This window comes from Histidinibacterium lentulum (genome assembly GCF_003789055.1).
Lineage (GTDB): Bacteria > Pseudomonadota > Alphaproteobacteria > Rhodobacterales > Rhodobacteraceae > Oceanicola > Oceanicola lentulus.
This window is the reverse complement of sequence record NZ_ML119084.1, coordinates 126,140-152,401: the sequence shown is the minus strand read 5'-3', so window position 1 is coordinate 152,401 and position 26,262 is coordinate 126,140. Positions and strand designations below refer to the sequence as shown.

The 26,262-nt window shown below is 70.6% G+C and carries 23 protein-coding genes; 8 read left to right on the top strand and 15 right to left on the bottom strand.

The window, feature by feature from the left end; all coding sequences use genetic code 11:
• Positions 1 to 59 precede the first annotated feature (59 nt).
• Positions 60 to 869 (top strand): DUF6544 family protein, encoded by an 810-nt coding sequence (locus EAT49_RS08975; protein WP_123641984.1) that lies wholly within the window; start codon positions 60 to 62, stop codon positions 867 to 869.
• Here the strand turns inward: EAT49_RS08975 and EAT49_RS08970 are convergent.
• Complete coding sequence (locus EAT49_RS08970; protein WP_123641983.1) at positions 866 to 1,318, bottom strand: SRPBCC family protein; 453 nt, start codon at positions 1,316 to 1,318, stop codon at positions 866 to 868. The two genes, EAT49_RS08975 and EAT49_RS08970, sit on opposite strands and share 4 nt — an antisense overlap.
• A gap of 156 nt (positions 1,319 to 1,474) precedes the next feature.
• On the opposite strand from EAT49_RS08970, the gene dnaE reads away from it, so the two are divergent.
• Both dnaE and EAT49_RS08960 read left to right on the top strand, forming a co-directional pair.
• Complete coding sequence (dnaE, locus tag EAT49_RS08965) at positions 1,475 to 4,975, top strand: DNA polymerase III subunit alpha (protein WP_123641982.1); 3,501 nt, start codon at positions 1,475 to 1,477, stop codon at positions 4,973 to 4,975.
• 91 nt (positions 4,976 to 5,066) lie between these two features.
• Positions 5,067 to 5,894, top strand: coding sequence for a hypothetical protein (locus EAT49_RS08960; RefSeq protein ID WP_123641981.1), 828 nt, complete (start codon positions 5,067 to 5,069; stop codon positions 5,892 to 5,894).
• Positions 5,895 to 5,911: 17 nt separating this feature from the next.
• Here EAT49_RS08960 and EAT49_RS08955 read toward each other — a convergent pair whose 3' ends face one another.
• On the bottom strand, positions 5,912 to 6,121 hold the full coding sequence (locus tag EAT49_RS08955; protein WP_123641980.1) for a SlyX family protein: 210 nt from the start codon (positions 6,119 to 6,121) through the stop codon (positions 5,912 to 5,914).
• A gap of 125 nt (positions 6,122 to 6,246) precedes the next feature.
• Here EAT49_RS08955 and hisS point away from each other — a divergent pair, with 125 nt between their 5' ends.
• The 3 genes from hisS to hisG are packed head-to-tail and all read left to right on the top strand — an operon-like array spanning position 6,247 to position 9,499.
• A complete protein-coding gene (gene hisS, locus EAT49_RS08950; RefSeq protein ID WP_123641979.1) occupies positions 6,247 to 7,722 on the top strand; it encodes a histidine--tRNA ligase in 1,476 nt (491 codons plus the stop codon).
• Positions 7,719 to 8,810 (top strand): ATP phosphoribosyltransferase regulatory subunit, encoded by a 1,092-nt coding sequence (locus EAT49_RS08945; protein WP_123641978.1) that lies wholly within the window; start codon positions 7,719 to 7,721, stop codon positions 8,808 to 8,810. The genes hisS and EAT49_RS08945 overlap by 4 nt, the downstream gene beginning before the upstream one ends.
• Complete coding sequence (gene hisG / locus EAT49_RS08940; RefSeq protein ID WP_123641977.1) at positions 8,807 to 9,499, top strand: ATP phosphoribosyltransferase; 693 nt, start codon at positions 8,807 to 8,809, stop codon at positions 9,497 to 9,499. Before EAT49_RS08945 ends, hisG begins: the two co-directional genes overlap by 4 nt.
• A 121-nt stretch (positions 9,500 to 9,620) precedes the next feature.
• On the opposite strand, the gene EAT49_RS08935 is transcribed toward hisG, so the two are convergent.
• A complete protein-coding gene (locus EAT49_RS08935; protein WP_123641976.1) occupies positions 9,621 to 10,052 on the bottom strand; it encodes a DUF1489 family protein in 432 nt (143 codons plus the stop codon).
• Between the two features lie 102 nt (positions 10,053 to 10,154).
• On the opposite strand from EAT49_RS08935, the gene EAT49_RS08930 reads away from it, so the two are divergent.
• Positions 10,155 to 12,461, top strand: coding sequence for an adenosylcobalamin-dependent ribonucleoside-diphosphate reductase (locus EAT49_RS08930; RefSeq protein ID WP_123641975.1), 2,307 nt, complete (start codon positions 10,155 to 10,157; stop codon positions 12,459 to 12,461).
• Between the two features lie 410 nt (positions 12,462 to 12,871).
• Here EAT49_RS08930 and EAT49_RS08925 read toward each other — a convergent pair whose 3' ends face one another.
• The 10 genes from EAT49_RS08925 to EAT49_RS08880 form a co-directional block, all read right to left on the bottom strand.
• Positions 12,872 to 13,846, bottom strand: coding sequence for an ABC transporter substrate-binding protein (locus EAT49_RS08925; RefSeq protein WP_123641974.1), 975 nt, complete (start codon positions 13,844 to 13,846; stop codon positions 12,872 to 12,874).
• A 33-nt stretch (positions 13,847 to 13,879) separates the two neighbouring features.
• Positions 13,880 to 15,619 (bottom strand): ABC transporter ATP-binding protein, encoded by a 1,740-nt coding sequence (locus EAT49_RS08920; protein WP_123641973.1) that lies wholly within the window; start codon positions 15,617 to 15,619, stop codon positions 13,880 to 13,882.
• The gene (locus tag EAT49_RS08915) at positions 15,616 to 16,449 is read right to left on the bottom strand and encodes a (2Fe-2S)-binding protein (RefSeq protein WP_123641972.1); all 834 of its coding nucleotides are present in this window, start codon (positions 16,447 to 16,449) and stop codon (positions 15,616 to 15,618) included. Before EAT49_RS08915 ends, EAT49_RS08920 begins: the two co-directional genes overlap by 4 nt.
• Before the next feature lie 164 nt (positions 16,450 to 16,613).
• A complete protein-coding gene (locus tag EAT49_RS08910) occupies positions 16,614 to 17,576 on the bottom strand; it encodes an ABC transporter substrate-binding protein (RefSeq protein WP_185020706.1) in 963 nt (320 codons plus the stop codon).
• A gap of 49 nt (positions 17,577 to 17,625) precedes the next feature.
• On the bottom strand, positions 17,626 to 18,585 hold the full coding sequence (locus tag EAT49_RS08905) for an ABC transporter substrate-binding protein (RefSeq protein WP_185020705.1): 960 nt from the start codon (positions 18,583 to 18,585) through the stop codon (positions 17,626 to 17,628).
• A gap of 32 nt (positions 18,586 to 18,617) precedes the next feature.
• Entirely contained in the window at positions 18,618 to 19,355 is a 738-nt protein-coding gene (locus EAT49_RS21530) for an ABC transporter substrate-binding protein (RefSeq protein WP_246003823.1), read from the bottom strand.
• A gap of 61 nt (positions 19,356 to 19,416) precedes the next feature.
• On the bottom strand, positions 19,417 to 20,508 hold the full coding sequence (locus tag EAT49_RS08895) for a sucrase ferredoxin (protein ID WP_246003822.1): 1,092 nt from the start codon (positions 20,506 to 20,508) through the stop codon (positions 19,417 to 19,419).
• Between the two features lie 2 nt (positions 20,509 to 20,510).
• A complete protein-coding gene (locus tag EAT49_RS08890; RefSeq protein ID WP_123641967.1) occupies positions 20,511 to 21,560 on the bottom strand; it encodes a FecCD family ABC transporter permease in 1,050 nt (349 codons plus the stop codon).
• The gene (locus EAT49_RS08885) at positions 21,557 to 22,567 is read right to left on the bottom strand and encodes a FecCD family ABC transporter permease (protein ID WP_123641966.1); all 1,011 of its coding nucleotides are present in this window, start codon (positions 22,565 to 22,567) and stop codon (positions 21,557 to 21,559) included. The genes EAT49_RS08890 and EAT49_RS08885 overlap by 4 nt, the downstream gene beginning before the upstream one ends.
• Entirely contained in the window at positions 22,564 to 23,412 is an 849-nt protein-coding gene (locus EAT49_RS08880) for an ABC transporter ATP-binding protein (protein WP_123641965.1), read from the bottom strand. Before EAT49_RS08880 ends, EAT49_RS08885 begins: the two co-directional genes overlap by 4 nt.
• Before the next feature lie 263 nt (positions 23,413 to 23,675).
• On the opposite strand from EAT49_RS08880, the gene EAT49_RS08875 reads away from it, so the two are divergent.
• Positions 23,676 to 24,515, top strand: coding sequence for a DUF6692 family protein (locus EAT49_RS08875; RefSeq protein ID WP_123641964.1), 840 nt, complete (start codon positions 23,676 to 23,678; stop codon positions 24,513 to 24,515).
• Between the two features lie 13 nt (positions 24,516 to 24,528).
• Here EAT49_RS08875 and copM read toward each other — a convergent pair whose 3' ends face one another.
• Both copM and EAT49_RS08865 read right to left on the bottom strand, forming a co-directional pair.
• Entirely contained in the window at positions 24,529 to 24,906 is a 378-nt protein-coding gene (gene copM, locus EAT49_RS08870) for a CopM family metallochaperone (RefSeq protein ID WP_246003805.1), read from the bottom strand.
• 183 nt (positions 24,907 to 25,089) lie between these two features.
• On the bottom strand, positions 25,090 to 26,235 hold the full coding sequence (locus EAT49_RS08865; protein ID WP_123641963.1) for an alpha-D-ribose 1-methylphosphonate 5-triphosphate diphosphatase: 1,146 nt from the start codon (positions 26,233 to 26,235) through the stop codon (positions 25,090 to 25,092).
• Between the last annotated feature and the right edge of the window lie 27 nt (positions 26,236 to 26,262).

Genomic DNA, 26,262 nt, shown 5'->3' with positions numbered 1-26,262 from the left:
GGCGGACCCTCCAGGCGGTATCCGGCGCGGGCAGAGAGGGGCCGGGAGGACCCTGGACCATGAGACTGCTGTTCGGACTGGCCATCGTGATCGCCCTCGGTGCGCTGGGCCTCGTCGTGGCGGGGCTGGTGCAGGCCGCGCGGGACCGGGCCGCGCTCGCGGCGGTCGTGACGGGCGCGGCGCCCGACCCGCGCGTCGACCTGCCGCCCGCGGTGGCGGCCTTCGCCCGGCGCGGGCTTGCCGGGGCGGAGGCGCCGGCGGCCGGTGCGACGCTGACCCAGGAGGTGGAGATGATCCTGCGCGAGGGCGCGCCCTGGCAGCCGATGAACGCCGCGCAGGCGATCTCCGCGGGCCGGCCGGCCTTTGCCTGGGTGGCGCGGGTGCCCGCGGGGCCGGTGCCGCGCTTCACGGTGATCGACCGCTACGATCCCTCGGGCGGAGGGCTTCTTGCGGTGCGGCTGCTCGGCGCGGTGCGGATCATGCGGCAGGACGGCCCGGCCACCGATCTCGGCGAGGCGATGCGCTATCTTGCGGAACTGCCCTGGGCACCGGATGCGATCCTCGGAAACCCCGCGCTGGACTGGGAGGCGCTCGACGGGGACCGGGTCCGGGTGTCCATGGAGACCGGGTCCGGGCGGGCCACGGTGGAGCTGATCTTCGACGGGGCGGGGGACATCGTCGCGATGGAGGCGGAGCGGCCCGATCCGCAGAGCGCCACGCCGCGCATCTGGGTGGGGCGCTTCGGCGACTATGGCGAGATCGGCGGACGGCGGGTGCCCCTGAGCGGGGAGGTGGGCTACCGGACGGAGGGGGTGACGGCGCCCTACTGGCGCGGGCGGATCACGGGCTATGCCACGGTGAACGGCTAGCCGACCGCGACGCCGCGCAGCACGGAGGCATACCACCACTTGACGAAGTCGCGGTGCTGTTCCGGCGTGGCGTCGCCGTTGAGAAAATGCGCGGTCTCGGTATGGACGATCCGGCATCCCGCGGTGCGTTGCGGCAGGATCGCGACCCGGATCAGGGCGGAGATCGCGAGCCGGCCCTCGTAGCAGACTTCCACGGCCGCCGACATCGCCGGTTTGTCGAGGCGAAGGTATCTGACCTTCGTCTGGATCGGGCCGCCGCCCCCGATCCGGAACCCGTAGGTCAGGTGACCGCCCTCCCGGATGTCGGCGTCGAACTCCCCGCTCTCGAAGCCGTCCATGCCTTCGATCCAGTCCTTGTGGACATCGGGCCGCATCAGGAGGTCCCAGAGCTCCTCGACCGAACAGGCCAGTTCGTGCGTGATCGAGAAGGATGAAAGGGTGATCGACATCCCAATTGCCTCTTTCGGTTGTGCCGCAGAGTGAAGCACAGCCCTAGGTGCAAAAAAAGTCCGGAGTACGCTGTTCTTGCGTGACGCAGCGGCGCCGGGGCCGTGACGCATATGCGGGGGTTTCGCGGGTCGCGGCCCCGACATATGGTTCGGGCCATGGCCGAGCCGCGATTCATCCACCTGCGCACCCATACAGAATACTCGCTGCTCGAGGGCGCGGTTCCGGTGAAAGAGCTGCCGAAGCTGGTGGCCGCGGCGGGGATGCCCGCGGTCGCCGTGACCGACAGCAACAACATGTTCTGCGCGCTCGAGTTCTCCGTGGGCGCGGTGAAGGCGGGGGTGCAGCCGATCCTCGGCTGCCAGCTCGACCTCGCGTATCTGCCGCCCGAGCCGGGCAAGCGGGCGGAGCCTCCCGCCCCGGTGGTGCTGCTGGCGCAGAACGAGGCGGGCTACGGCAACCTGATGAAGCTCAACTCCTGCGCCTATCTGGGCGAGGGGGCGGACCGGGCGCAGGTGACGCCCGAGGATCTCGCCGCCCATGCGGAGGGGGTGATCTGCCTGACAGGCGGGCCGGACGGGCCGGTGGGGCGGCTCCTGCGCGCGGGGCAGAGGCCGAAGGCGCAGGCGCTGATGGAGCGGCTTGCGGCGATCCTTGGCGACCGGCTCTACGTGGAGCTGCAGCGCCATCCGGGTGAGGACGGCGCGCCCGAAGCGGAGCGGCTGAGCGAGCGCGGGCATGTGGAGATGGCCTATGACATGGGCCTGCCGCTCGTGGCCACGAACGATGTCTATTTCCCGAAGCCCCAGCTCTACGAGGCCCATGACGCGCTGATCTGTATCGCCGAGGGCGCCTATGTGGACCAGAACGAGCCGCGCCGCCGCCTGACGCCGCAGCATTACCTCAAGACGCCGCAGGAGATGGCGACGCTGTTTGCCGACCTTCCCGAGGCGCTGGAGAACACCGTCGAAATCGCCCGCCGCTGCGCCTTTCGCGCCGAGACCCGCGACCCGATCCTGCCGCGCTTTGCCGATGACGAGGTGGACGAACTGCGGCGCCAGGCGAAGGAGGGGCTGGCGGCGCGGCTGGCCGTCATTCCCCATGCCGCGCCGGTGGCGGACTACGAGGCGCGGCTCGAGTTCGAGCTGAAGATCATCGAGGGGATGGGCTTTCCGGGCTATTTCCTGATCGTCGCCGACTTCATCAAGTGGGCCAAGGAGCGGGACATCCCCGTGGGGCCCGGCCGGGGGTCGGGCGCGGGCTCGCTCGTGGCCTATGCGCTGACGATCACCGACCTCGATCCGCTGCGCTACCAGCTTCTCTTCGAGCGGTTCCTGAACCCCGAGCGGGTGTCGATGCCCGATTTCGACATCGACTTCTGCATGGACCGGCGCGAGGAGGTGATCCGCTACGTCCAGGAGAAGTACGGGCGCGACCGGGTGGGGCAGATCATCACCTTCGGCGCGCTTCTGTCCAAGGCCGCGGTGCGCGACGTGGGCCGCGTGCTGCAACTGCCTTATGGCCAGGTGGACAAGCTGTCGAAGATGATCCCCGTCGAGGGGGTCAAGCCGGTGTCGATCGAGAAGGCGCTGGCCGACGAGCCGCGCCTGCGCGAGGCGGCGAAGGCCGAGGAGGTGGTGGACCGGCTCCTGACCTATGCCCAGCAGGTGGAGGGATTGCTGCGCAACGCCTCCACCCATGCCGCGGGGGTGGTGATCGGGGACCGGCCGCTCGACGAGCTGGTGCCGCTCTACCGCGATCCGCGCTCGGACATGCCCGCGACCCAGTTCAACATGAAATGGGTGGAACAGGCGGGGCTGGTGAAGTTCGACTTCCTGGGCCTGAAGACCCTGACGGTGATCCAGATCGCGGTGAACCTGATCCTGAAATCGGGCCGGCAGCTCCACGAGGCGGCGGACGGCGCGCGGCTCTACGATCCGCCCGAGGGAGGGGAGAACCAGATCAACCTGATCCCGCTCGACGACGAGAAAAGTTACGAGCTCTATGCCCGCGCGCAGACGGTCGCGGTGTTCCAGGTGGAAAGCTCGGGCATGATGGAGGCGCTGCGCCAGATGCGCCCCACCTGCATCGAGGACATCGTGGCGCTGGTGGCGCTCTACCGGCCCGGCCCCATGGAGAACATCCCGAAATATTGCGAGGTCAAGAACGGCAAGTCCGAGCGCGACCGCCTGCACCCGTCGATCGACCATATCCTCGACGAGACCCAGGGCATCATCGTCTACCAGGAACAGGTGATGCAGATCGCCCAGGAGATGGCGGGCTACAGTCTGGGCGGCGCCGACCTGCTGCGCCGCGCCATGGGCAAGAAGATCAAGGAGCTGATGGACGCCGAACGGCCGAAGTTCCTGTCGGGCGCGGCCGAACGGGGCGTCGACAAGAAGACGGCGCAGGAGGTCTGGGACCTCCTGGAGAAGTTCGCCAACTACGGCTTCAACAAGTCCCACGCCGCGGCCTATGCCGTGGTCAGCTACCAGACCGCGTGGCTCAAGGCGAACCATCCGGTGGAGTTCATGGCCGGCGTCATGAACTGCGACATCCACCTGACGGACAAGCTCGGCGTCTATTTCGAGGAGGTGAAGAAGGGGCTGGCCCTGCCATGGGAGCCGCCCTGCGTGAACCGCTCCGAGGCGGTGTTCGACGTGCGGGACGGCAAGCTGATCTATGCACTGGGCGCCTTGAAGAACGTGGGCGTGGAGGCGATGCGGCTGATCGTGGAGGCGCGCAGCGAGGGGGGCCGGGAGCGGCCCTTCGCGACGATCTTCGATTTCGCGCGGCGCGTGGACCTCAAGCGCGTGGGCAAGCGCAGCCTCGAGATGCTGGCGCGCGCGGGGGCCTTCGACGAGCTCGATCCGAACCGGCGGCGGGTGTTCGAGAGCCTCGACGCGCTGACCGTCTGGTCGGCGGCGGTCCACGAGGCGCGCGCCTCCTCCCAGACCTCGCTCTTCGGCGAGGCGGGGGAGGACCTGCCCGAGCCGCGCCTGCCCAACGTGCCCGACTGGCTGCCCGCCGAACGGCTGGCGGAGGAATTCACCGCCGTGGGCTTCTACCTTTCGGGGCATCCGCTCGACGACTACCTCGGCGCGCTGAGGCGCAAGAACGTGCTGACGCTGGACGAGGTGCAGGCGCGCGCGGCGCAGGGTCCGGCCATCGTCAAGATGGCGGGCACCGTCGCCAGCCGGCAGGAGCGCAAGTCCGCGCGCGGCAACCGTTTTGCCTTCGTGCAGCTGTCGGATCCGACGGGGCAGTACGAGGTGACGATGTTCTCCGATGCGCTCGAGGCTGCGCGGGAGCACTTGGAGAGCGGGTCCCGGGTGGTGCTCCAGGTCGAGGCGACCATGGAGTCGGACCAGCTGAAGCTGCTCGCGCGGTCCGCGGCGCCCGTCGACGTGGCGGTTGCCGATGCGGGGCGCATCGGGCTCCGGGTCTTCGTCCAGGGCGGCGAGGCGGTGAGCGCCGTGGCGCAGGTTCTCGAGGGCGCGCGGGGCGGCGCGGGCCGGGGGCCGATCCGTTTCTGCCTGATGGACCCGGGCCTGCCGGGGGAGGTGGAGCTCGACCTCGGCGGAGACTTTCCGGTGACGCCGCAGATCAAGGGCGCGCTGCGCTCTCTGCCCGGCGTGGTCGAGGTGCAGGAGTTCTGACGGCCGGATCGCGCCGGCCCGAGACGCAGAGATTGTCCCGGAGCAACCGATTCGCTAGGGTCCCGATCAAAATCCGGGGGCGGGGCTTTCCATGAGACATTTCTGGCTGATCGGCGCGTGCCTGACGCTCGCGGCCTGCGGCGACCCGTTCGGCGGCATGGGGCGGCTGAGCGACAGCGGATTGGGCGGAGGTCCCTCCGCCACCGTCATCGCGACCGGCGACGCGCCGCTACTGTCCGAGGCGGCGGCCGGTCCGCTGGAACGCGAAGTGCTCGCCGGCCTCGACGCGCAGGAGCCGCGGCCGCCGAGGGGGCTTCTCGCCATGCTGGGCCTCGACGGGGGCGGCGCCGACGAGGACGGGGGCGCGCCCGTCTCCCCGGCGGCCGCGGCGTCTGAGGGCACGGGCGGCGGCTTTCTGTCGGGGCCGCGGCGGACCGGGCCGGACGCGGCGGACGTCGCGCCGGGCACCGTGCTGCCCTTCGGCGAGATCGCGCGGGTCTGCGATGTCGCGCCCGCCCGGCGCGGGACGCTGGTCGCCGATGTCTCGGGCTACCAGATCTTCGACACGATCCCCAATTCCAACGCCGCGCGTCCCTTCTACATCAGCGGCTTCCGGGACCGCTGCGCGCGCACGTTCACCGGGGTCCTGGCGATCCCGGGGGACGTGGGGACCCATGAGGTGATCCGCTACCAGCCCTCCAACAACCGCATCGCCTACAGCGCGACGGACGAGGAATACGAGCGCATCAAGGCCCGGATCTGCAGCGCCCCGCGCGGCCAGCCCTGCGGCCGCAGGCTGGACGCGCTGGCCCGGACCACGCATTTCGTGACGGTCTACGACCGCTTCGGCGGCAGCGAGCGCTGGGTGGAGATCCTGCTCCACAGCGGCGAGGTGGCGGCGATCGGCTTCAAGGGTTGAGGCGACCCCGCCCGCGCTCAGTAATGGGGCGGCGGGCGGTCGGCCAACAGAACCCCGCCGCCGCCCTCGCTCTCGCGCTCGGCCTCCCGGTCGAGCAGCAGGCCGAGGCGCCGCGTCAGCGTCCCGATCTCCGCCTGCTGGCGCGCCACCTGCTCGGACAGGTCGGAGAGATCGCGCTCCAGATGGGCGATGCGTTCCTCGTGGCGATGATCCGTGCTGTCGGTCATGGCGGTCTCCTTTCGGGTTCCTCCCCGCCACATAGGAGGCCGCGTGCGCCCCTGAAAGGGTCGCGTTGCCCTCGGGCGGCGGGCGGGGTATCTGGCCCGCGAAACCGGACCGGCGCGAGTATCCCATGGCCAAGGTGAAGAAGACCCCGCGCCCCAGGGCGGAGACGCCGAAGGGGTTCCGAGACTATTTCGGCGCCGAGGTCACCGAGCGCGCGGAAATGCTGTCGCGGATCGCGGAGGTCTATCACGCCTGGGGCTTCGACGCGCTGGAATCCTCGGCCGTGGAGACGGTGGAGGCGCTGGGCAAGTTCCTGCCGGACGTGGACCGCCCGAACGAGGGCGTGTTCGCCTGGCAGGAGGACGAGGACGCCGACTGGCTGGCGCTGCGCTATGACCTGACGGCGCCGCTCGCGCGGGTCTATGCCCAGCACCGCAACGACCTGCCGACGCCCTATCGGCGCTATGCCATGGGGCCGGTCTGGCGCAACGAGAAGCCGGGGCCGGGGCGGTTCCGGCAGTTCTACCAGTGCGATGCCGACACGGTGGGCGCGGCGACGGTCGCCGCCGATGCCGAGGTCTGCGCCATGCTGGCCACGGCGCTGGAGGCCGTGGGCATCCCGCGCGGCGACTATGTGGTGCGGATCAACAACCGCAAGGTTCTGAACGGCGTGCTCGAGGCCATGGGCCTTGAGGACGAGGGCATGCGCGCCGCCGTCCTGCGCACGATCGACAAGTTCGACAAGGTCGGCGAGGCCGGGGTGCGGGAGCTTCTTGGCAAGGGGCGGCGCGACGCCTCGGGGGCCTATATCGACGGTGTGGGGTTGAGCGCGGCGCAGGCGGACCCCGTGCTGGCCTTCCTCACCGCGCGGTCGGACACGACGGCGGCAACGCTGGCGCGGCTGCGCGACGCGGTCGGCGGATCGGTCGTCGGGGCCGAGGGTGTGAGCGAGCTGGAAGATATGGCAGCGCTCCTCGAAGCGCAGGGCTTCGGTCCCGACCGCATCGTCATCGACCCTTCGGTGGTCCGGGGCCTCGGCTATTACACCGGGCCGGTGTTCGAGGCGGAGCTGACCTTCGAGATCACCGATGAGGACGGGCGGCCCCGGCAGTTCGGTTCGGTCGCGGGGGGCGGGCGCTATGACGATCTCGTCAGGCGCTTCACCGGGCAGGAGATGCCCGCGACGGGCGTCTCCATCGGGGTGGACCGGCTGCTGGCCGCGCTGCGCGCCAAGGGACGGGTAACCGGAGAGGCGCTGGGGCCGGTGGTGGTCACCGTGATGGACCGGGACCGGATGGCCGATTACCAGCAGATGGTCGCGGAGCTGCGCGCGGCGGGCATCCGGGCGGAGGCCTATCTGGGCAGCCCGAAGAATTTCGGCAACCAGATGAAATATGCCGACCGGCGCGGCAGCCCCGTCGCGGTGATCGAGGGCACCGAGGAGAAGGCCCGGGGCGTGGTGCAGATCAAGGACCTGATCCTGGGCGCGCGGATCGCGGAAAGCGCGAGCCTCGAGGAATGGAAGGACCGTCCCTCGCAATACGAGGTGCCGCGCGGCGATCTCGTGTCGAAGGTGCGCGAGATCCTGGACCGGCCCGGATGACCGACGCTCAGGCGAAGCGGGCGGCCCGCGCGCGGGCGGCGCAGCTCATGGCGCTGTTCGAGACGGCGGGGGCGACGGCGGTGGAGACGGCGCTGCTCCAGCCCGCGGAGACGCTGCTCGACCTCTACGGCGAGGATATCCGGGCCCGGGCCTTCGTGACCTCCGACCCCATCAGGGGGGAGATGATGCTGCGCCCCGACTTCACCGTGCCGGTGGTCGAGATGCACATGGCGGGCGGGGCGAGTCCCGCAGCCTATGCCTACGCCGGCGAGGTGTTCCGCAGGCAGGAGAGCGATCCGGAGCGGCCCGTGGAGTTCCTGCAGGTGGGCTACGAGCTCTTCGGCGGCGAGGATCCGGCGCGGGACGATGCGGCGGTCTTCGCGCTGGTGGCCGAGGCGGTGGCGCCCGCGCGGCTCAGGGCCGCGACGGGCGATATCGGCATCCTGATCGCGGCGGTGGCGGGGCTGTCGACGACGCCCGCGCGGAAGGCTGCGCTGACCCGGCATATCTGGCGGCCTCGGCGGTTCCGGGCATTGCTCGACCGGTTCGGCGGGCGGACCCCGGTGCCGCGCGGGCGCGAGGCGCTTCTGGCCCAGACCGATCCGCTGGCGGAGGCGCCGCCGCTCTGGGGCAAACGCGGCGAGGCCGAGGTCGCGGCCCGGATCGCCGCCCTGCGGGAGGATGCGGCGGCCGCGCCCATCGGGGCGGAGGAGATCGCGCTGCTCGACACGATCCTCGGCCTAAGGGAGACCGCGCCCAACGTGCTCGTGGCGCTGCGCGACATCTCCGCCGACCTGCCGGCCATCGGCCCCGCGGTGGACCGGCTCTCCGCGCGGCTCGAGGCGCTGGCAGCGCGGGGGATCGAGGTGGACGAGCTGGCCTTCGAGGGCTCCTTCGGGCGGACCTCGATGGAGTATTACGACGGTTTCGTCTTCGGCTTCTCCTTTCCGGACCGGCCGGACCTGCCGCCGGTGGCCTCTGGCGGGCGCTATGACGCGCTGACCCGGGCGCTGGGAGGCGGAACGGGCGTGCCGGCCGTGGGCGGCGTGATCCGGCCCGAGGTGCTGCTGGCGGGGGAGGGGCCATGAGCGTGAAGCTGGGCGTGCCCTCCAAGGGCCGACTGATGGAGAAGACCGTGGACTGGTTCGCCGCCCGCGGCATCCGCCTGCGGCGTTCGGGCTCGGAACGGGACTATGCGGGCGTGGTCGAGGGGATCGACGGCGTGGAGCTGGTCCTGCTGTCGGCGGGCGAGATGCCGCGGGAGCTGGGCGCAGGGCGCATTCACCTCGGCGTCACGGGCTCGGACGTGGTGCGCGAGAAGCTGGTGCACTGGGACCAGCGGGTCGAGGCCCTGGCGGAGATGGGCTTTGGCGGGGCGGACCTGGTGATCGCGGTGCCCGCGGGCTGGGTCGACGTGGACACGCTCGACGATCTCGACGCGGTGGCGGCGCAGTTCCGCGCGCGCCACGGGCATCGCCTGCGGGTCGCGACGAAGTATCACCGTCTGGTGCGGGAGTTCCTGCGCGAGGCGGGCGTGGCGGATTACGCGCTGGTGGACAGCCAGGGCGCGACGGAAGGCACGGTGAAGGCGGAGACGGCGGAGGCGGTGGCGGACATCACCTCCACCGGCGAGACGCTGCGGGCGAACGGGCTGAAGATCCTGTCGGACGGGCTGATCCATTCGAGCCAGGCGACGCTGTTCCGCTCGCGGCAGGCGGTCTGGGGGGACGAGGAGCGCGCGGTGCTGCGCGAGTTCGAGGCGCGGATCGGGCTTTGAGGGCGCGCTCGTCCGGCCCGTGCGGGCCGGCCTCGCGGGGGCGGGGGCTCTGCCCCCGTCCGGCTGCGCGTCCGGCTGCGCCGGACCCCCCGGGATAGTTCGGGCCAGAGAAGCGAGGGCGTCAGAGCAGGCCGATCTCGGCCAGTTCGGCGGCGAGTTTCGGCGGCAGCGTGTCCTCCTCGGCGCGGCCCGGCGCGAGGTCGCGGGGCGCGTCGGCGGGGTCGAGGTAGCGCCAGCCCTGGAAGGCGCGGCGCGGGGTGGCGGCGACACGGGTCAGCCCGGGATCGAGCACGATGGCGCAGCGGGCGATGCCGTCCGCGCCCTCGTAAGGATCGAGGCGCAGGATGGGCTGGCGGCAGAGGATCACGCCCCGGATCACCCAGTAGATGGAGCCGCCGGACAGCAGCAGCTCTGCCTTCTTCGGCCACATCCGCGTCACATGGCGCGGCAGGCCGTCCGGGGTCTGCGCGCGGCGGGTGGCCTGCCAGGCGGCCAGGTCCTCGACGCTCTCGGTGCCGACCGAGAGCTTTTGCAGGTGCAGCATGTTCGCCATGTGTTCCTTTCCCGCTTTCCTGCCCCAGATGTAGTGGTTAAGTTAGATTTCCCACCCCGATTCTGCTAGCCTTCCCCGCCGACCCCTGCCCCGAGGTGCCCCATGAGCCGTTTCGCCGCCCCCATCGCCGAACAGATCTGGGACATGAAATACCGCCTGAAGGCGGCGGACGGGGCGGCGCTCGACGCCGGGGTGGAGGACACCTGGGCCCGCATCGCGAAGGCGCTGGCCGAGGTCGAGAAGGAGCCCGAGGCCTGGGAGGGACGGTTCTACGCCGCGCTCGAGGATTTCCGGTTCCTGCCCGCGGGGCGGATCGTGGCGGGGGCGGGCACGGGGCGGACGGTCACGCTCTTCAACTGCTTCGTCATGGGCACGATCCCCGACACCATGGCGGGAATCTTCGACGCGCTGAAGGAGGCCGCGCTGACGATGCAGCAGGGTGGCGGGATCGGCTACGATTTCTCCACCATCCGGCCCAAGGGCGCGCCGGTGGCCGGCGTGGCCGCGGATGCCTCGGGGCCGCTCAGCTTCATGGACGTCTGGGACGCCATGTGCCGCACGATCATGTCGGCAGGCTCGCGCAGGGGCGCGATGATGGCCACCATGCGCTGCGATCACCCGGACATCGAGGCCTTCATCGCCGCCAAGGCGGACCCCGCGCGGCTGCGGATGTTCAACATGTCGGTGCTGGCGACCGATCCCTTCATGGAGGCGGTGAAGGCGGATGCGGCCTGGGACCTGACCTTCGGCGGGACGGTCTTCCGCACGGTGCGGGCGCGTGATCTCTGGGACCGGATCATGGCGAGCACCTATGACTATGCCGAGCCGGGGGTGATCTTCATCGACCGGATCAACGCGAAGAACAACCTCTGGTATGCCGAGGAGATCGCCGCGACGAACCCCTGCGGCGAGCAGCCCCTGCCGCCCTACGGCGCCTGCCTGCTGGGATCGGTGAACCTGGCGCGGCTGGTGACGGACCCCTTCGGCGAGGACGCCGCGCTCGACGAGGACGCGCTCGACGAGCTGGTGCGCGTCGCCGTGCGGATGATGGACAACGTGGTGGACGCCTCGCGCTTTCCGTTGCCGCAGCAGGCGGAGGAGGCGCGCGCCAAGCGGCGGATCGGGCTGGGCGTCACGGGGCTGGCCGATGCGCTGATGATGGTGGGGGAGCGTTACGGCTCCGAGGAGGCGGCGGCGCTGACGGGGCGCTGGATGAAGCGCGTGGCGGAGGCGGCCTATCTCGCCTCCTGCGATCTCGCCGAGGAGAAGGGCGCCTTTCCATTGTTCGACAAGGACAAGTTCCTGGCCTCGGGCAGCGTGGCGGGCCTGTCGGACGATGTGAAGACTGCAATCGCGGAGAAGGGCATCCGGAACGCGCTGCTGACCTCCATCGCGCCCACGGGGACGATCTCGCTCTATGCGGGGAACGTGTCCTCGGGGATCGAGCCGGTCTTCGCCCATGGCTACACCCGCAAGGTTCTGCAGAAGGACGGGACGCGCACCGAGGAGGAGGTGGTGGACTATGCCGTCAGCCTCTGGCGGGAGAAGAAGGGGGAGGACGCGCCCTTTCCCGACTGGTTCGTGACCGCCCAGGACCTCGCCCCGCTCGATCATGTGCGGATGCAGGCGGCGGCGCAGGAATGGGTGGATTCGTCCATCTCCAAGACGATCAACGTGCCGGCGGACATCGGGTTCGAGGCGTTCAAGGACGTGTATCTCGAGGCCTACGAGACGGGGTGCAAGGGCTGCACGACCTACAGGCCGAACGAGGTGACGGGGTCGGTTCTGTCGGTCCACGACACCACCTCCCTGACCGGACCCGATACGCCGGCCAACGACGCCCCGGCGGAGGCGAGGCCGCGCCGCGACGTGTCGGGTGACGTCGTCTACATGTCCGAACCCCTCGACCGGCCCGCGGCGCTGGAGGGGCAGACCTACAAGCTGAAATGGCCGATGAGCGAGCATGCGCTCTACATCACGCTCAACGACGTGATCGTGAACGGGCAGCGGCGGCCCTTCGAGATCTTCATCAATTCGAAGAACATGGAGCATTACGCCTGGATCGTGGCGCTGACGCGGATGATCTCGGCGGTGTTCCGGCGCGGGGGGGACGTGTCCTTCGTGGTGGAGGAACTGAAGGCGGTGTTCGATCCGCGCGGCGGGGCGTGGATGGGGGGGAAATACATCCCCTCGATCCTCGCGGCCATCGGCGGGGTGATCGAGACGCATCTCGTGGCCATCGGCTTTCTCGCCGGCGAGGGGCTGGGCCTGAAGTCGGACCCTCAGGCCGAGGCCCTTGCGGTGGGCGAACGGCCCGGGACCTCCTGTTCCTCCTGCGGCTCCTATGACGTGCGGATGATCGAGGGTTGCGTCACCTGCGGCAACTGCGGCTATTCGAAATGCGGGTAGGAGCCGGTCCTATCTCCTGAAACTGAAAGCAATCAAGGTCCACTCCGGCCCTCGAATTGTCCATCTAGACAGCACCAGAAGTCCATCGGGGCTTTTCGACCGAGATGGGCCCTGAGGCGTGCTTCAGCGAAACCGGTGGCCCTGGCTTTCGATGAAGGCCGTCCGGATCTCGGAGACCGAGGCAGGTGTCCGGGAAACGAGGGGCACCTCAGCCGGGACAAGGGCGATGGTCCGCGTCTCGCTGCGGGCACAAGGCCATTCGGATGACACATGACGCCGCGCTCTGCGCGGGATGAGGGATGAACAACTTCATCTTCCGCAGGTTGTTCGGGCTGCGTCAGAACGCGCGATCCTGACGACGCTCGCGGGGGCGACGCGGGTGAGGCGTCGCCCGCTCACCGGCACCTGGCTCACTCTGGCGCCGCCCGCAGGTCCGCATGCGTCTCGGGATCGCCATCGAGCGCGGCCTCGATCATCGGCACGAGCCGTTCCACCGCGTAGGGGATCGACAGCAGGCTGGCGTGGGAGAAGGCGCTGGACAGGATCTCGTCGAGGAAGATCTCGCGGCCTTCCCGGCTCGCCTCGAGAAATCGGCGCGCTGGCAGATCGAGGATCGGAGAGATGTCGCCGCCCTCTGGCGGCAGCCAGATCAGGAGGTCGGTGTCGATGGGCGAGAGGTCCTCGGGCGAGAAGGTCACCGCGAACTCGTTGCCGGCGATCAGGGCATCGATCTCCTCCGGCGGGACGAAGCCCAGCTGCGACAGGAGCTGCGGCCGCACGTCATGGGAGGTGTAGGCGCCGGGCTCGGCGTTCCAGAGATAGGCGACGGCGACGGTCCGGTCGTGCCAGGACGGGTGGGCCTCGGCAACGGCGGCAAGTTCCCCTCGAACAGCATCCACGAGATCCACGGCCTCGTCCTCCCGGCCCACGGCCCGGCCGGTGAGGAGCGCGCGCTCGTCCCAGGGCAGGGCATAGTCGCCGACGCCCTCGGGCACCGCGACGACGGGCGCGATGAGGCTCAGGCGCTCGTATTCCTCTGCGGTGATGCCGGACCAGAGGGCCACGATCACGTCCGGGTCCTCGGCTGCGATCGCCTCGAAGTCGAGCTGCCCGCGCAGGATCGTCGGGTCCTCCTCCTCGAGCAGCGGATCGGCCCAGGGCCAGACGGAGCGCGGATGGTCGCCATACCAGTGCCGGATCGTGACCGGCTGGATGCCGAGCGCGAGGAGGTCGTCGGCGCCTGCGAAATCGACCGAGGCGACGCGTTCGGGCGCCTCCTCGATCACGGTCGTGCCGAACTTGTGCGCGATGGTCAGGGGATAGTCCTGCGCGAACGCGGGCGCGGCGAGAAACGTCGCGGCGAGGGCGAAGGGGGCGATCTGCATGTCTGGTCCTTCCTTGGGGAGTATTCGTGCGGCTCAGGCGGCGGCGCCGAGCTGGGTCCGGGCGAGCGCGGCATAGGCGCCACTGCGGGCCATGAGGGTGGCGTGGTCGCCGGCCTCAACGATCCGGCCGGCGTCGAGCACGAGGATGCGGTCGGCGCGGCGCACGGTGGAGAGCCGGTGCGCGATCACCAGCGCCGTGCGGCCGGCCATCAGCCGGTCCAGCGTGGCCTGGAGCCGCGCCTCTGTGGCGGCGTCGATGGCCGAGGTCGCCTCGTCGAGGATCAGCACCGGCGCGTCCTTGAGGATCGCGCGGGCGATGGAAAGGCGTTGCTTTTGTCCGCCGGAGAGACGCACGCCGCGCTTGCCCACGCGGGTCGCGTAGCCCTGCGGCAGGGCGGCGATGAAGTCGTGCGCCTCGGCGGCGCGGGCGGCGGCCTCTATTTCGGCGTCGGTCGCGTCTGGCCGGCCCATGGCGATGACCTCGCGCACGGTCGCGTTGAAGAGGAACACGTCCTGGCTGACCCGCGCCACGCTCTCGCGCAGGGGGCCGAGCGCGAGGTCGCGCAGGTCGTGCCCGTCGAGCGTGATGCGCCCCCCGGTCACGTCGTGAAAGCGCGACAGGAGCGCCGCGATCGTGCTCTTGCCCGCGCCCGTGGCGCCCACCAGCGCCACCGTCTCGCCCGGCGCGACCGCGAAGCTCACGTCGTGCAGCACCGGGGTCCGGTCGCCATAGGCGAAGCCCACGCCCTCGAAGGCGATGGCGCCCCGCACCGGGCGCGGATCGATGGCGCCGGGCCGGTCCGCGATCTCGGGCCGGATCGCCAGCAGGGCGTCGATCCGGCGCAGCGCGGTCAGGCCCTCCTGCGCGCTCTCGGCAGCACCCACGAGAACGTAGAGCGGCTGGTAGACCGCCGCGATGTAGAGCAGCACCGCGATCAGGTCCTCCACCCCCACCGCGCCCGAGGCCATGCGCAGGCCGCCCGCCCAGATCACCAGAGCGATGGAGATGCCCGTCGCGCCGTCTACCGCCGGGTCGAACCGCGCGATCAGCGTGCGGTTGGCGATCTGCCGCCGCGCCAGCGCCCGCGAGCGCCGCGCCAGCGCTGCCAGCACGCCGCGCTCGCGGGCGAAGCCCTGGATCTCGACCATGCCGCCCACGTTGTCCTGCACTTCCGCCTGCACCTCGGCGAACTGCGTGGCCTCGGCCTCGAAGGCGGGCTGCACGCGCCGGCCCTGCCAGACAATGAAGGCGACCGCGGCGGGCAGCGGCAGCAGCGCCACTGTCGCCAGCACCGGGTCGAGCCAGAAGAGGACGAAGAGAACCCCCACCGCGACCACCGCCGCGGCCACGAAGCCGTAGACGGCGTCCGCAAGCAGCGGCTCGATCTCGTCGGTGTCCTTGACGACGCGGCTGACGACCTCGCCCGAGGGGCGGTCCGCGAACCACGCCGGCGGCAGGCGCTGGACATGGGCATAGGCCGCGCGGCGGAGATCGTGGCAGGTGCGGAAGGCGACGATGTGGGAATAGTGGTTGACGGCGAAGGCGGCCGCCGAGCGCACCGCGTAGACCGCGATCAGGAGCAGCGACAGCCCGCCGATGGCCGAAGCCGCGCCGGGCTCGACGAGGCCGACGATCTGCCGGACCACGAGCGGCCCGGCGAGCGCAGCGGCGGTCTGCACCAGCACGCAGGCGACGACCAGCGCGATCAGGCCCCGGTAGCGCCTGAGCCCGCCCAGCGAGGCGAGGCCGAAGAGAGGTCTGTTGCGCGTCATGCCACCAGCAGCCCGTTCTTGCGGCGGAGATGCTCCCGCAGCCGCGCGTCACGGCTCTTTTTGTCGCGCAGCACGCAGGTGGTGCAGTACTCGCTGCCCTCGGCCGTGTAGTAGCGGCAGCAGCCGCCGCGGGCGCGGAACCACTCCGCGATCTCCGGCCGCTCTGGTAGGTCGATGCGGACGAAGCCGGTCTGCCGGGAGAAGAGCGGCGTGCGCCGGTCGGCGAGGACCGCCCGCGCCATGTCCATCGCCCGGTCCTCGCACCCCGCCTCTTTGCCCAGCGCCAGAAGCGTCGCCGATAGCCCGTCGCCGACCAGCCGCCAGAGCGCGCCCCGGGACAGCCCCGAGCGGCGGGACACTGCCGCGACGAGCGGCGCGAAGAGTCCCGCCACGAGGGCGCCGAGTGCGTCGGCCGTCTCCATCCCGGGTGCGGGCCGGATCAAGGCAGGATCGAGAACGAGATCGTAGGCGACGGCGACACCGCTCTCGCCGTCCTCCTCCCATTGCTCACGCCGCGCAGTGACCGCCACTGCCTCGGGTGGAATGTCGGGCAGCGCCACGCCGTCGAGTGCGACCCACGCCAGCGGCTCGGGCACCGCCCAGCTCAGGCTGTTCATCAGATAGGCCGCGGCGAGCTTGTCATCCGGCGTCGTGACCTCCGCGACCTCCGCTGCCAGCCAGTCGGTCAGCGGTCCCCGCTCCGGCTCTGCGAGCGGAAGCGCGTCCGCCGGCGCGACCCCGAAGGACGCACCGGCCGTGAACGCCTCGCGCGTCGGCGGCCGACGGGCCAGCGATGCCGCGAGGTCCGGGATGCCCTCAGGCGCGTTCATTCCTCACTCGACCGGCGCGGGGAGCCGTTGCCCCTCGGCGCAGCCCTGGGCGAGAGCCGCCGTGGCGGATGCCGCAAGTGCGGCGGCGGTCAGGAGTATCTTCATGGTCGAGGTTCCCTTTGGGCAATGGCCGGCGGGCCCGCTCGGGTGCGCGGCCGAGCAGGTCATTCGGTCACGAGGTCCCGGTTCAGGTCCTCGCGGGTCAGGACGTCGGCGATCTGGTCGAGGCCGTTCATCACCTTGCCCCAGGCCGAGCCGACCATCCGCGAGCCGTCGAGCGGGTAGATCTGCCCGGCTTGCGCGACCGGCGTCGCGGCGACGAGCGGGTGCGACGTGAAGGCGCCGAATTCGTCGCTGTCGCCCCTCTCGTCCGCGTCGAAGACGAGCTGGAACATCACGTCGCCGCTGTGATCGCCGATGGTCTCGATGGAGCGGTATTCGCGGTCGGAGCCGAGGTCGCTCTCGGCCTGCGGCCGGATCGGATCGAGCTCCCGCAGGATCAACCCGAGGGCCTGGGTCGGATCGGCGGGATAGAACTGGCCGTCCTCGATGCTGGAGGTCAGGACGGAGACGGTGGTGGTCTCAAGCGCCGTCCCGAGCCTGTCGCGAACCTCCTCGGCCCGCGCGAGGAACTCCGCCTCCAGCTCTGCCGCGCGGTCGGTCCGTCCGACGAGATCGGCGAACTGGTAGAGCGCGGCGTCGAGCGGCTGCTCGAACATGTCGATCACGACGACCGGCGCGATCTCGCCGTAGAGCTCGGGCGCCTCCGGCGGCCAGGGCGACGCCACGATGAGATCGGGCTCCATCGCCGCGACGGCCTCGGCCTCCGGCGGGCCGCCGTAGGTGCCGATCCATTCGATGCCGGAGGTGTCGTAGCCCTCCATCCGGCGGAAGATGCGCTCGCCTTCGCTGGTGATGTGCCCCGCGGAGCCGACGGGCCTGACGCCCAGCTCCATCAGCGGCAGAAGACCGTTCTGGTCCTGGAGCGTGACGATGCGCTGCGGGTTCTCGGGGATGCAGGTCTCGCCCGCGTAGTGCTGGAACAGGCGCTGCCCCTCGGGGCAGTCCTGGGCGGCGGCGGGGGTCGCGACGAGCAGAAGGGCAATCGTCTTGTGCAGGGTCTTCATCTCTTGTCTCCGTATGATCTTGGTCCGGCAGGACGTCGGCGGGCGAGAGTCAGTCGGGCATCGGCTCGAACGTGCGGCCGGCGACGATGGACTGGATGGCGTAGGCGGTGGCGAGCAGGGCGTCGTAGGTGGTGGCCGAGGCCTCCTCGCGCGGGATGATGAACATCTGCCCCGTGCGGCAGGCGTGCAGCAGGTCGCAGGACCCGGGCACCAGCGTCTCGAAATAGCCGCGCACGTCCTCGGGTGTGTCGGCCGTCGATCCGTTGAAGGTGGTGATGATGAAGTCGCCGTCGAATTGCGGCAGCGTCTCGGCGCTGAACTCGGACCAGTCGTTGAGCGGCACGTCAAGGATGGCCTGAGGCTGCCGGAACCCCGCATCGTAGAGGACCCGGCCGATATTGCCGTAGGGGTTGTAGGCGAAGAGGCTTGAATCGTGGGCGTGGATCGTGCTGATCGTGACATTCTCGGTATCGATCCGCTCGCGGATCTGGTCGATGGCAGCGGCGTAGCGCGTCTCCATCGCCGCGATCCGGTCGGTCTCGCCCACGAGGTCGGCGACGGTCGCATAGGTCTCCCAGTCGCCGCGGGCGGAATAGTCGATCTGCACCGTGGGCGCGATCTGGCGCAGCTGGTCGAGCGGCGCTTCCTGCCATTGCGTGGTCAGGATGAGGTCCGGCGACAGCGCCGCGATCGCCTCGAGATCGACGGGGAAGGCGCCCACGAACTCGATATCGGAATTGTCGAAGTCGACGCCCGTCAGGGTCTTGGCCGAGCGGATGAAGGGCACGCCGTCGTCGGTCAGCCGTCCGTGGCTGCCGACGGGCATGACGCCCAGTTCCAGCAGCGACACGGTAAGGACGCTGTCGTGCAGCGACACGATCCGCTGGGGATCGGCGGGGATGCAGTCGGCGCCTGCGTCGTGCTCGAACAGGCGCTGCCCGTCGGGGCACTCCTGGGCCACGGTGGGCGATGCGACGATGGCCAAGATGAAGCTGAAGGCATATCGCATGTCTCGGGTCTCCTGATGCAGGTTTCGGGCCATCAATCGAAATCGCGGCCGGCGGCGATGAGCGTCAGGCCGTCGAGGACATTGTCGAGCGAGGCGAAGGAATAGCCGACCCAGACATCGCGCTCGTACCAGTAGAGTTCGCCCTCCTTGACCGCGGAGAGGTCGCGCCAGAACGGGGCGACGGTGTCCCATTGGTCGGTCAGCATCGGGATGGACTGGCCGAAGCGGGGGGCGCGGCTGGCGATGAGGATGTCGCCGTCGAAATCCGGCAGGCGCTCCACGCTCAGGCCGAAGATGTTCTCGGTCGCCTCGGCCTGGATCGCGGGCCGGGCGAAGCCGAGATCGTCGATCACCTGGTCCACGGCGCCCCAGTTCGGATAGAACCAGAGCCCGTCCTCCCAGAGGTCGAAGCGCGACAGCGTGATGGCCGAGGGATCGCCGATCGCCTCGCGCGCCTTCGCCAGGCGTGCGCGATAGCGGTCGAGCCTTTCGTCGTAGCTTTCGGTGACCCCCGCGACGTCCGCGAGCCATGCGAGATGTTCGAGATAGGGCATGTTGTCCGGCACAACGACGGTCGGTGCGATGGCTGAAAGCTGCTCCAGCGCCTCGGACTGGTAGCCACGGATCATGATCAGGTCCGGCGCCGCGGCGGCCACGGCCTCGAGGTCGGGCGGGTTGTGCCCGCCGAGGTCGATCAGCCCGGCCGCATCGACGACGTCCTGCCCGAAGATGTCCGACGCGCCGCGCACGTAGGCGCTGCCGTCCTCCATCCGCCCCATCTCGGTGGCGATCACCGGCGCGCCGATGTCGAGGAGCGGCGTCGTGATCTGGTCAGCGCGCAGCGACGCGATGCGCTGCGGGTCTGCCGGGATGCAGGTTTCGCCCGCCGCATGGTCGAAGGCGCGCTGCCCTTGCGCGCAGTCCTGTGCAACGGCGGGTGCGGCGCCAAGCGCCAGCAGGGTGACGAGGGTCGGGCGGATCATCGGTCTTCCTTTCGGACTGGGGATCGGGATGGGATGCATCGGGTCTGCCGGTGCCCGGCGAGGTCGATCCCGCGAGAGTGCCGCGCCAGACCGTCGTCGGCTCGAGCGGCTTCCGGGCGTGAAGATCGGTGCAGGCGCCATAGGAAAAGGTCTCGCCAGGCTCGACGCGGATCTCGGCCACTGCGCCCCTGACCGTCACCGCGTAGAGGGCGGGGCCGGTTTCCTGCACCAGGGCCGTGCCGCGGATGCCTTCGGCGGCGAGGTGGCGCAGGCCCGTGACCTCGGCCACCTGCGCGGGCGGCGGCAGGTGGCTCGCGCCTCGGTAGCAGGGAAGGTAGGGCAGACCGCGCCGTTCGGTGTCGAGCAGCGCCGGCGCGTCGGACGGGCAGACACGGCCATACTTGCGCATTGCCGGCAGCACGAGGACGCCGGCCGAGAGCCGGCATCCGCCCAGGTGCGTGACCTCCCAGATGTCGAAATCCCCTGCCTCGGGCGACTTCGCGAGCGCCTGGTAGACGGCGAAGCCCCACTTCGCGCAGCAGCGGTCGTGCTTTCCATGGGTGCAGCAGAGGACCAGCGGCCGCGACGCGGGCCGAGGCCGGAAACGGGCGAGCGCCGCGACGCCCCCGGTCACCGCGCCCAGAAACGCGGGCAGGTCGTCCGGCGCGAGGTCGAAGGCCAGGGCGCCGGGAAAGACGAAGGCCCCGATGCGGTCCGTGCCCGCGCCCTTGCGGTCGATGAGGTTGACGCGCCAGCCGGCCTCGACGACGCGGCCGATGGCGGCCTCTGTCGCTTCGTCCATGTCCGCGGCGATGCGCAGGGAATGCCGCCACTTCGCCTTGGGCCAGCGGATCAGCACGTTGCGGGCCTGGTGCGCGCCCCAGCCGGCCAGCGGCTCGCCCGCGGCAAGGCTATGTTCTGTGCAGAACCGGGCCGCCATGCTCACAGCTGCGTCCTCGCCTGGGTGCGCAGGATCAGCCAGACGAAGACCGGCACGCCGATCACCGCCGTGACGATGCCCGCCGGGATCTGCACCGGCGCGAAGAGCGCCCGGCCCGCGAGGTCCGCGGCGCCCACCAGCACCGCGCCCGCCGCCGCCGACAGCGCGAGGTGCAGGCCCACGCCAGACCGCGCCAGCCGGTGCGCCATGTGCGGCGCGACCAGGCCGACGAAGCCGAGGGGCCCGACCATCGCCACCGCGGCCGCCGCCAGCGCCACCGACAGGGTGATCAGCGCCACGCGGGTCCGGCCGACCCGCACACCGAGGCCTGCCGCCATCTCGGTCCCCAGCCGCATCGCCGCCATGGGACGCGACGCGGCGAAGAGCAGCGGGACCAGCGCCGCGAGCGCCCCGCTCAGGATCGCTACGTCCGTCCAGCCCGCCGCATGGACCGATCCCGCGAGCCAGCCAAGGGCCGACATCGCCCGGTCGAGCTGGCCGTAAGTCAGCAGCGCCGAGGTTGCCGCCGAGATGAAGGCCGCCACCCCGATGCCGGTCAGGATGAAGCGCATCGTCGCGCCCCCCGCCCGGCCCATGGCGATCCACTGGATCAGCGCGGCCACCGCCAGCGCACCCGCGAAGGCCATCAGCGGCCGCAGGGCCGGCGCGAGGTCGGGGTAGATCACGATGGCCGCGACGACGGCGAGGCCCGCGCCCTGGCTCACCCCCACCAGCGACGGGTCCGCCAGCGGGTTGCGGGTGACGTTCTGGAGCGTCGCGCCCGACAGGGCCAGCAGCGCCCCGGCGAGGAAGGCCGCGAGCGTGCGGGGAAAGCGGAACTGCCAGACCACCGTCGCGGCCGTGTCCGACGGCGGAGCCCCTGCCAGCGTGGCCAGCACGCCCCGCACGTCGAGAGGATAGCTGCCGGTCATCAGGCTCAGCACCAAGAGCCCCGCCACCAACGCGACGAGGAGGCCGAAAACGGCGAGCGCCCGCGCCCGTAGACGGAACGTCACCGGGCCGTCGAGGCGGGAGAAGGTCGCGTCGCTCACAGCCGCGCCCTCACCAGCCAGACGAAGATCGGCGCGCCGAGGAGCGCCGTGACGAGCCCCGTGGAAATCTCGATCGGCGCCAGGACCAGACGCGCCGCGATGTCCACGACCAGCAGGTAGATGGCCCCCGCCAGCGCCGACCACGGCACCACGAGCCGGTAGTCCTGCCCCACGAAGAGCCGCACGGCGTGGGGCACCACCAGCCCGACGAAGCCCATGGGCCCCGCGATGGCCACGGCCGAGGCGGTCAGAGCGACGACCGCCAGCAACACCAGAGCCTTCAGCCGCCCGACCCGCATCCCGAGGCCGACCGCCGTCTCGTCGCCCATGGCGAGCGCCGTCACCTGCCGCGCCACGCCGAAGGCGATGACGAGGCCCACCGTCAGCCACGGCAGCGTCCAGACCAGGATATCGCCGCGACGGCCGGCCAGCGAGCCGGTCAGCCAGACGCGCAGCTCCTCGAAGGTCTGTTCGTCCAGCAGCGTCGCCACTGTCACCAGCGCGCCAAGGAAGGCGGTGATCGCGGCACCCGACAGCACCAGCGTCAGCGGCGTCGCGCCGCCCGGCGCCGCCGTCGCGATGCCCCAGACCGCCATGGCGGCGGCAAGCGCGCCGAGCGCGGCCACCAGCGGGATCAGAGCCGGTGAAGCAAGGTCGAAGACGCCGACGAAGACGACGACCGCGAACGAAGCCCCGATCAGCAGCCCGAGGATGCCCGGCTCGGCCAGCGGATTGCGCGTTACCCCCTGCATCAGCGCGCCCGCCACGGCGAGCGAGGCACCCACCAGCACCGCCAGAACCGCTCGCGGCAGCCGCAGATCCACGATCACCACATGGTCGAAGACGCCCGCGTCATAGGCGAGCAGCGCCTCGGCCACGGTGCCGAGGGGGATTGTCTTGGCCCCGACCGCGATATGCCAGCCGAAGGCGAGGCACAGGACGACGAGTCCCCCGAGTGGCGCGACCCAGGCGGCCACGCCGTGACGCGGAAGTGCGGCGGCGGTCATTGCGCGGCGAGGGCGAAGCCCCGTGCCACCCGCGGCACGCAGACCGGGCGTCCGCTTTCCGGGTCGGTCAGAATGCTGGCCTCGAGGCCGAAGACATCGGACAGCGCCTCCGCGGTGAAGGCCAGACCCACCGGCCCCTCGGCCACGATCCGCCCGCCCTTCATCATCACGAGGAGGTCGGCGAAGGCCGCGGCGACGTTGAGCTCGTGCAGCACCACGACAAGCGTCCGCCCCTCGTCGTGGGCGATCCGGCGCAACAGGCCCATCAGGTCGATCTGCACCTTGAGGTCCAGGAACGTCGTCGGCTCGTCGAGCAGGATCACGTCCGTTTCCTGCGCCAGCACCATGGCGATCCAGCAGCGCTGACGCTGCCCGCCCGACAGGTCCGACACCGGCCGGTCGGCGAACTGCGCCACGTCCGCCGCGGCCATCGCGGCCTCGACCGCCCGCGCATCCTCGCGCGACCACTGCCGCAGCAGCGACTGGTGCGGAAACCGCCCCTGCGCCACCAGCTCGCGCACCCGAAGCCCCTCCGGCGCCACGGGCCCCTGGGGCAGCATCGCCAGCCTCCGGGCCACGTCGCGCGTGGGCGTCTCGTGGACCGGCGCACCGTCGAGCAGGACGCGGCCGGCCGAGACCGGAAGCACCCGCGCCATCGCCTTGAGCAACGTGGACTTTCCGCAGCCGTTCGGCCCCACCAGGACCGTCAGAGCCCCGTCGGGGACGTCCAGCGACACGTCCTGGACGATGGCCGCGCCGCCGTATCCGGCGGAGACGCCCTGGGCCGAGAGGCGGCATCCGTCAGGCAGGGTCGCGGTGGTCGTGACGTACAGATGGCTGGCCATGGGACACCCGGGACTACATCTCTATTCCGACTCTTCTTGTCAGGTTCGCCCGCGAAGACCAAGCCTTTTTGTCGGACATTCTTCGGTCGATGGAAGCGGATTGCCCGAGCGCGCGCCTGTTGCAGTTCGTTCTGCCGGGGAACAGGACCCGCACCGTTCCCGGAGCGCGCGGCCACCCGCTCCGGGAACAGCCCTCTGTCCCGCCCGTTGATCCTCCGACCCCGCCGCGCGGCCGTCGCTTCGGGGAAGCAGAGGAGGCCACCATGTCCTACTGGCGGTTCGCAGCGATGATCGCGACCTCGACGGTCGTCATGTTCATCCTGATGTATCTCAACACCTATGCGCTCGAGCACCTCTTCTGGAGCGAGACGCGGGTCTACATGGCGATCCTGATGGGGGCGGCCATGGCGGTGATCATGTTGGGCTACATGCTGTCGATGTATGCCAGCACGGCGATCAACGCGGTGATCTTCGGCGGCGCGATCGTCGTCTTCGGCCTGTCCCTCTGGCTGGTGCGGAGCCAGGCGACGGTGCAGGACCGCGCGTTCATGAGCGCGATGATCCCGCACCATTCCATCGCCATCATGACCTCGACTCGCGCCGAGCTGACCGACGCGCGGGTCGAGAAGCTGGCCCGCGAGATCGTTCTGGCGCAGAACCGCGAGATCGCGGAGATGCGTTATCTGCTGGCGGATATCGGTGCCTCCGGCGAGACCGCCGAGATCTACGAGGACCCGCCTGCCGAGGTGGGGACACTCGAAGAGGCGCTGAACGCCACGCTGCGCGCGACGCTCGATCCCGCTCCTCTGGCGCCCCGCGACATGCCCGCGGCGCTCTCCGCCGACGCCTATGGCTGCGGGTTCCGCCGGGTGGAGGGCGAAGACCCGGTCCTGTGGACCGGTGACGGCGGGGGGCTGATCCGGCTGAACGGTGTCATCATTCCGCTGGACGCCTCGGGCGGGAGCACCTGGAGCGCCCCCGGCGTGACCATGACGCTGCGGCAGACCGACGGGGCCGGCTGGCGCGGCAGTGCGGACCTGATCTTCACGCTCGATCAGGGGCCGACCGTCGGTTACCGGGGGTTCTACGAATGCGGTCTCTGAGAGCCCGCGGAGTTCAGTAGCCGTTCGCGGCGAGCCAGTCGCGCATCCAGGCGATCTCGGCCTCCTGCGCGGCGATGATGTCCTCCGCAAGCGCGCGCACCTCGGCGTTGTCGCCGTGGTCGAGCACGATCCGGGCCATGGCCACCGCGCCCTCGTGGTGCGGGATCATGCCGAGGATGAAATCGGCGTCGGCGTCGCCGGTATAGGGTATCTCCATGCCGGAATGCATCGCCGCGTTCGCCGCGCGGAAGGCGTCCTCCGCCGGGCCGGTGGAGGTCTCCGCCGCGCCGTGCCCGGCATGGTCGGAATGAGCCTCCTGGGCGAGGGCCGGGGCCCCGGCGAGGACCAGTGCGGAGAAGAGCAGGGCGGGCGGGTTCGGGATCATCGGCATGAACGGACTCCTTGCCTTTCGCGAGGCTGACCGGACCGGACGGTGCGGAGATTGGCAAGACACGAGGCCGTGAAACGGCAGGCGCAGGTTCGGGAGACCGTGCTCCCGGCGCTGCCGAGATGATGGGAGGTTCCTCCCTCGGACCTCGCGGGCTCATGGCGACACCCTGGGGTGCTGATCGGCCTAGGCCACCCGGTTGCCGGCGCACCAGACGGCGGCGGGGCGGGCGATGGCGCCCACGGAATGGAGCCGCACCACGTCCGCCCGCAGCCCCGGCGCCAGAGCGCCGCGATCGGTGAGGCCCACGGCACGGGCCGGTCCGTGGGTGACACAGGCAAAGGCGGCCGGCAGGTCGCCGGTGATCTCGGCAAGCTGCATGGTCGCCAGAAGGAGCGCCGCCGGAATGTAATCCGACGACAGGATGTCGAGGAGCCCCTCTCGCGCGAGGTCGGCCGCCGCGACATTGCCCGAATGGGACCCGCCGCGCACGATGTTGGGCGCGCCCATCATCACCGCGATGCCATGGGCGCGGCAGGCCTCGGCGGCGGCATGGGTGGTCGGGAACTCGGCCACGCCCACGCCCTGGGCGCGGCTTTCCTCCACATGGGCCACGGTCGTGTCGTCATGGCTCGCCAGGGTGGCGCCAAGGCGCGCGGCCGCCGAGAGCGCGGCGGCGAGATGCGTCGCGCGCCGCTCCGCCGAAAGCGCCTGAAGCGCCGTGCAATGGCTTTCGAACTCGGCGTCGGTCATCTTGTGATGCTTCGTCATGTACTGCCGGTAGCGCCCGAGGTCGGTGAACTGGCGGTCCCCGGGCGTGTGGTCCATCAGGCTCAGGAAGCCCACCCGGTCCTCGGCGTGGAACGCCTCGAGCTCGTCCAGAAGAGTGTGCGAGCAGAGCTCCGCGCGCAGGTGGATGTGGTGGCTGATCTTCAGGTGTCCCGCCGCGCGCATGGCGAGGATCTCGGTGGCCACGCCGCGCGCATAGGGCGTCTCGCTGTAGACGCTGTCCGAGGTCAGGTTGCCGACCCGCAGAGCGTCGAAGACGGTGGTGATCCCGCAGCCCGCCAGCTCGGCGTCATGGGCGAGGATGCCCGCGTCGTGGCGCCAGTCGACGCCAGGGCGCGGCTCGAGGTGCCGTTCGAGATTGTCCGTATGCAGCTCCACAAGGCCGGGCACCACCAGATCGCCCTCGCAGTCGAGCGCTCCACGGGGCACCTGCGCGCCCTGGTCCATCGCCCGGATCACGCCTCCCGAGAGGTGGAGGCTTCCGGTGACGACCTCGCTCTCGAGGACGAGGCGGGCATTGGCGAGGACGATGTCGTCTGTCATGTCTGGGCGGCTTTCGGACGGAGGGAA

Coding starts and splice junctions, on each gene's coding strand:
- EAT49_RS08975 (WP_123641984.1), top strand. CDS start 60: ATGAGACTGCTGTTCGGACTGGCCATCGTGATCGCCCTCGGTGCGCTG.
- EAT49_RS21530 (WP_246003823.1), bottom strand. CDS start 19,355: ATGGAGGACGGCAGCGCCTACGTGCGCGGCGCGTCGGACATCTTCGGG.
- EAT49_RS08880 (WP_123641965.1), bottom strand. CDS start 23,412: ATGGCCAGCCATCTGTACGTCACGACCACCGCGACCCTGCCTGACGGA.
- EAT49_RS08905 (WP_185020705.1), bottom strand. CDS start 18,585: ATGCGATATGCCTTCAGCTTCATCTTGGCCATCGTCGCATCGCCCACC.
- EAT49_RS08920 (WP_123641973.1), bottom strand. CDS start 15,619: ATGACGCGCAACAGACCTCTCTTCGGCCTCGCCTCGCTGGGCGGGCTC.
- EAT49_RS08875 (WP_123641964.1), top strand. CDS start 23,676: ATGTCCTACTGGCGGTTCGCAGCGATGATCGCGACCTCGACGGTCGTC.
- EAT49_RS08945 (WP_123641978.1), top strand. CDS start 7,719: ATGACCGACGCTCAGGCGAAGCGGGCGGCCCGCGCGCGGGCGGCGCAG.
- copM (WP_246003805.1), bottom strand. CDS start 24,906: ATGCCGATGATCCCGAACCCGCCCGCCCTGCTCTTCTCCGCACTGGTC.
- dnaE (WP_123641982.1), top strand. CDS start 1,475: ATGGCCGAGCCGCGATTCATCCACCTGCGCACCCATACAGAATACTCG.
- EAT49_RS08895 (WP_246003822.1), bottom strand. CDS start 20,508: ATGGCGGCCCGGTTCTGCACAGAACATAGCCTTGCCGCGGGCGAGCCG.
- EAT49_RS08865 (WP_123641963.1), bottom strand. CDS start 26,235: ATGACAGACGACATCGTCCTCGCCAATGCCCGCCTCGTCCTCGAGAGC.
- EAT49_RS08885 (WP_123641966.1), bottom strand. CDS start 22,567: ATGACCGCCGCCGCACTTCCGCGTCACGGCGTGGCCGCCTGGGTCGCG.
- EAT49_RS08910 (WP_185020706.1), bottom strand. CDS start 17,576: ATGAAGACCCTGCACAAGACGATTGCCCTTCTGCTCGTCGCGACCCCC.
- EAT49_RS08930 (WP_123641975.1), top strand. CDS start 10,155: ATGAGCCGTTTCGCCGCCCCCATCGCCGAACAGATCTGGGACATGAAA.
- EAT49_RS08970 (WP_123641983.1), bottom strand. CDS start 1,318: ATGTCGATCACCCTTTCATCCTTCTCGATCACGCACGAACTGGCCTGT.
- EAT49_RS08915 (WP_123641972.1), bottom strand. CDS start 16,449: ATGAACGCGCCTGAGGGCATCCCGGACCTCGCGGCATCGCTGGCCCGT.
- hisG (WP_123641977.1), top strand. CDS start 8,807: ATGAGCGTGAAGCTGGGCGTGCCCTCCAAGGGCCGACTGATGGAGAAG.
- EAT49_RS08925 (WP_123641974.1), bottom strand. CDS start 13,846: ATGCAGATCGCCCCCTTCGCCCTCGCCGCGACGTTTCTCGCCGCGCCC.
- EAT49_RS08955 (WP_123641980.1), bottom strand. CDS start 6,121: ATGACCGACAGCACGGATCATCGCCACGAGGAACGCATCGCCCATCTG.
- EAT49_RS08935 (WP_123641976.1), bottom strand. CDS start 10,052: ATGGCGAACATGCTGCACCTGCAAAAGCTCTCGGTCGGCACCGAGAGC.
- hisS (WP_123641979.1), top strand. CDS start 6,247: ATGGCCAAGGTGAAGAAGACCCCGCGCCCCAGGGCGGAGACGCCGAAG.
- EAT49_RS08960 (WP_123641981.1), top strand. CDS start 5,067: ATGAGACATTTCTGGCTGATCGGCGCGTGCCTGACGCTCGCGGCCTGC.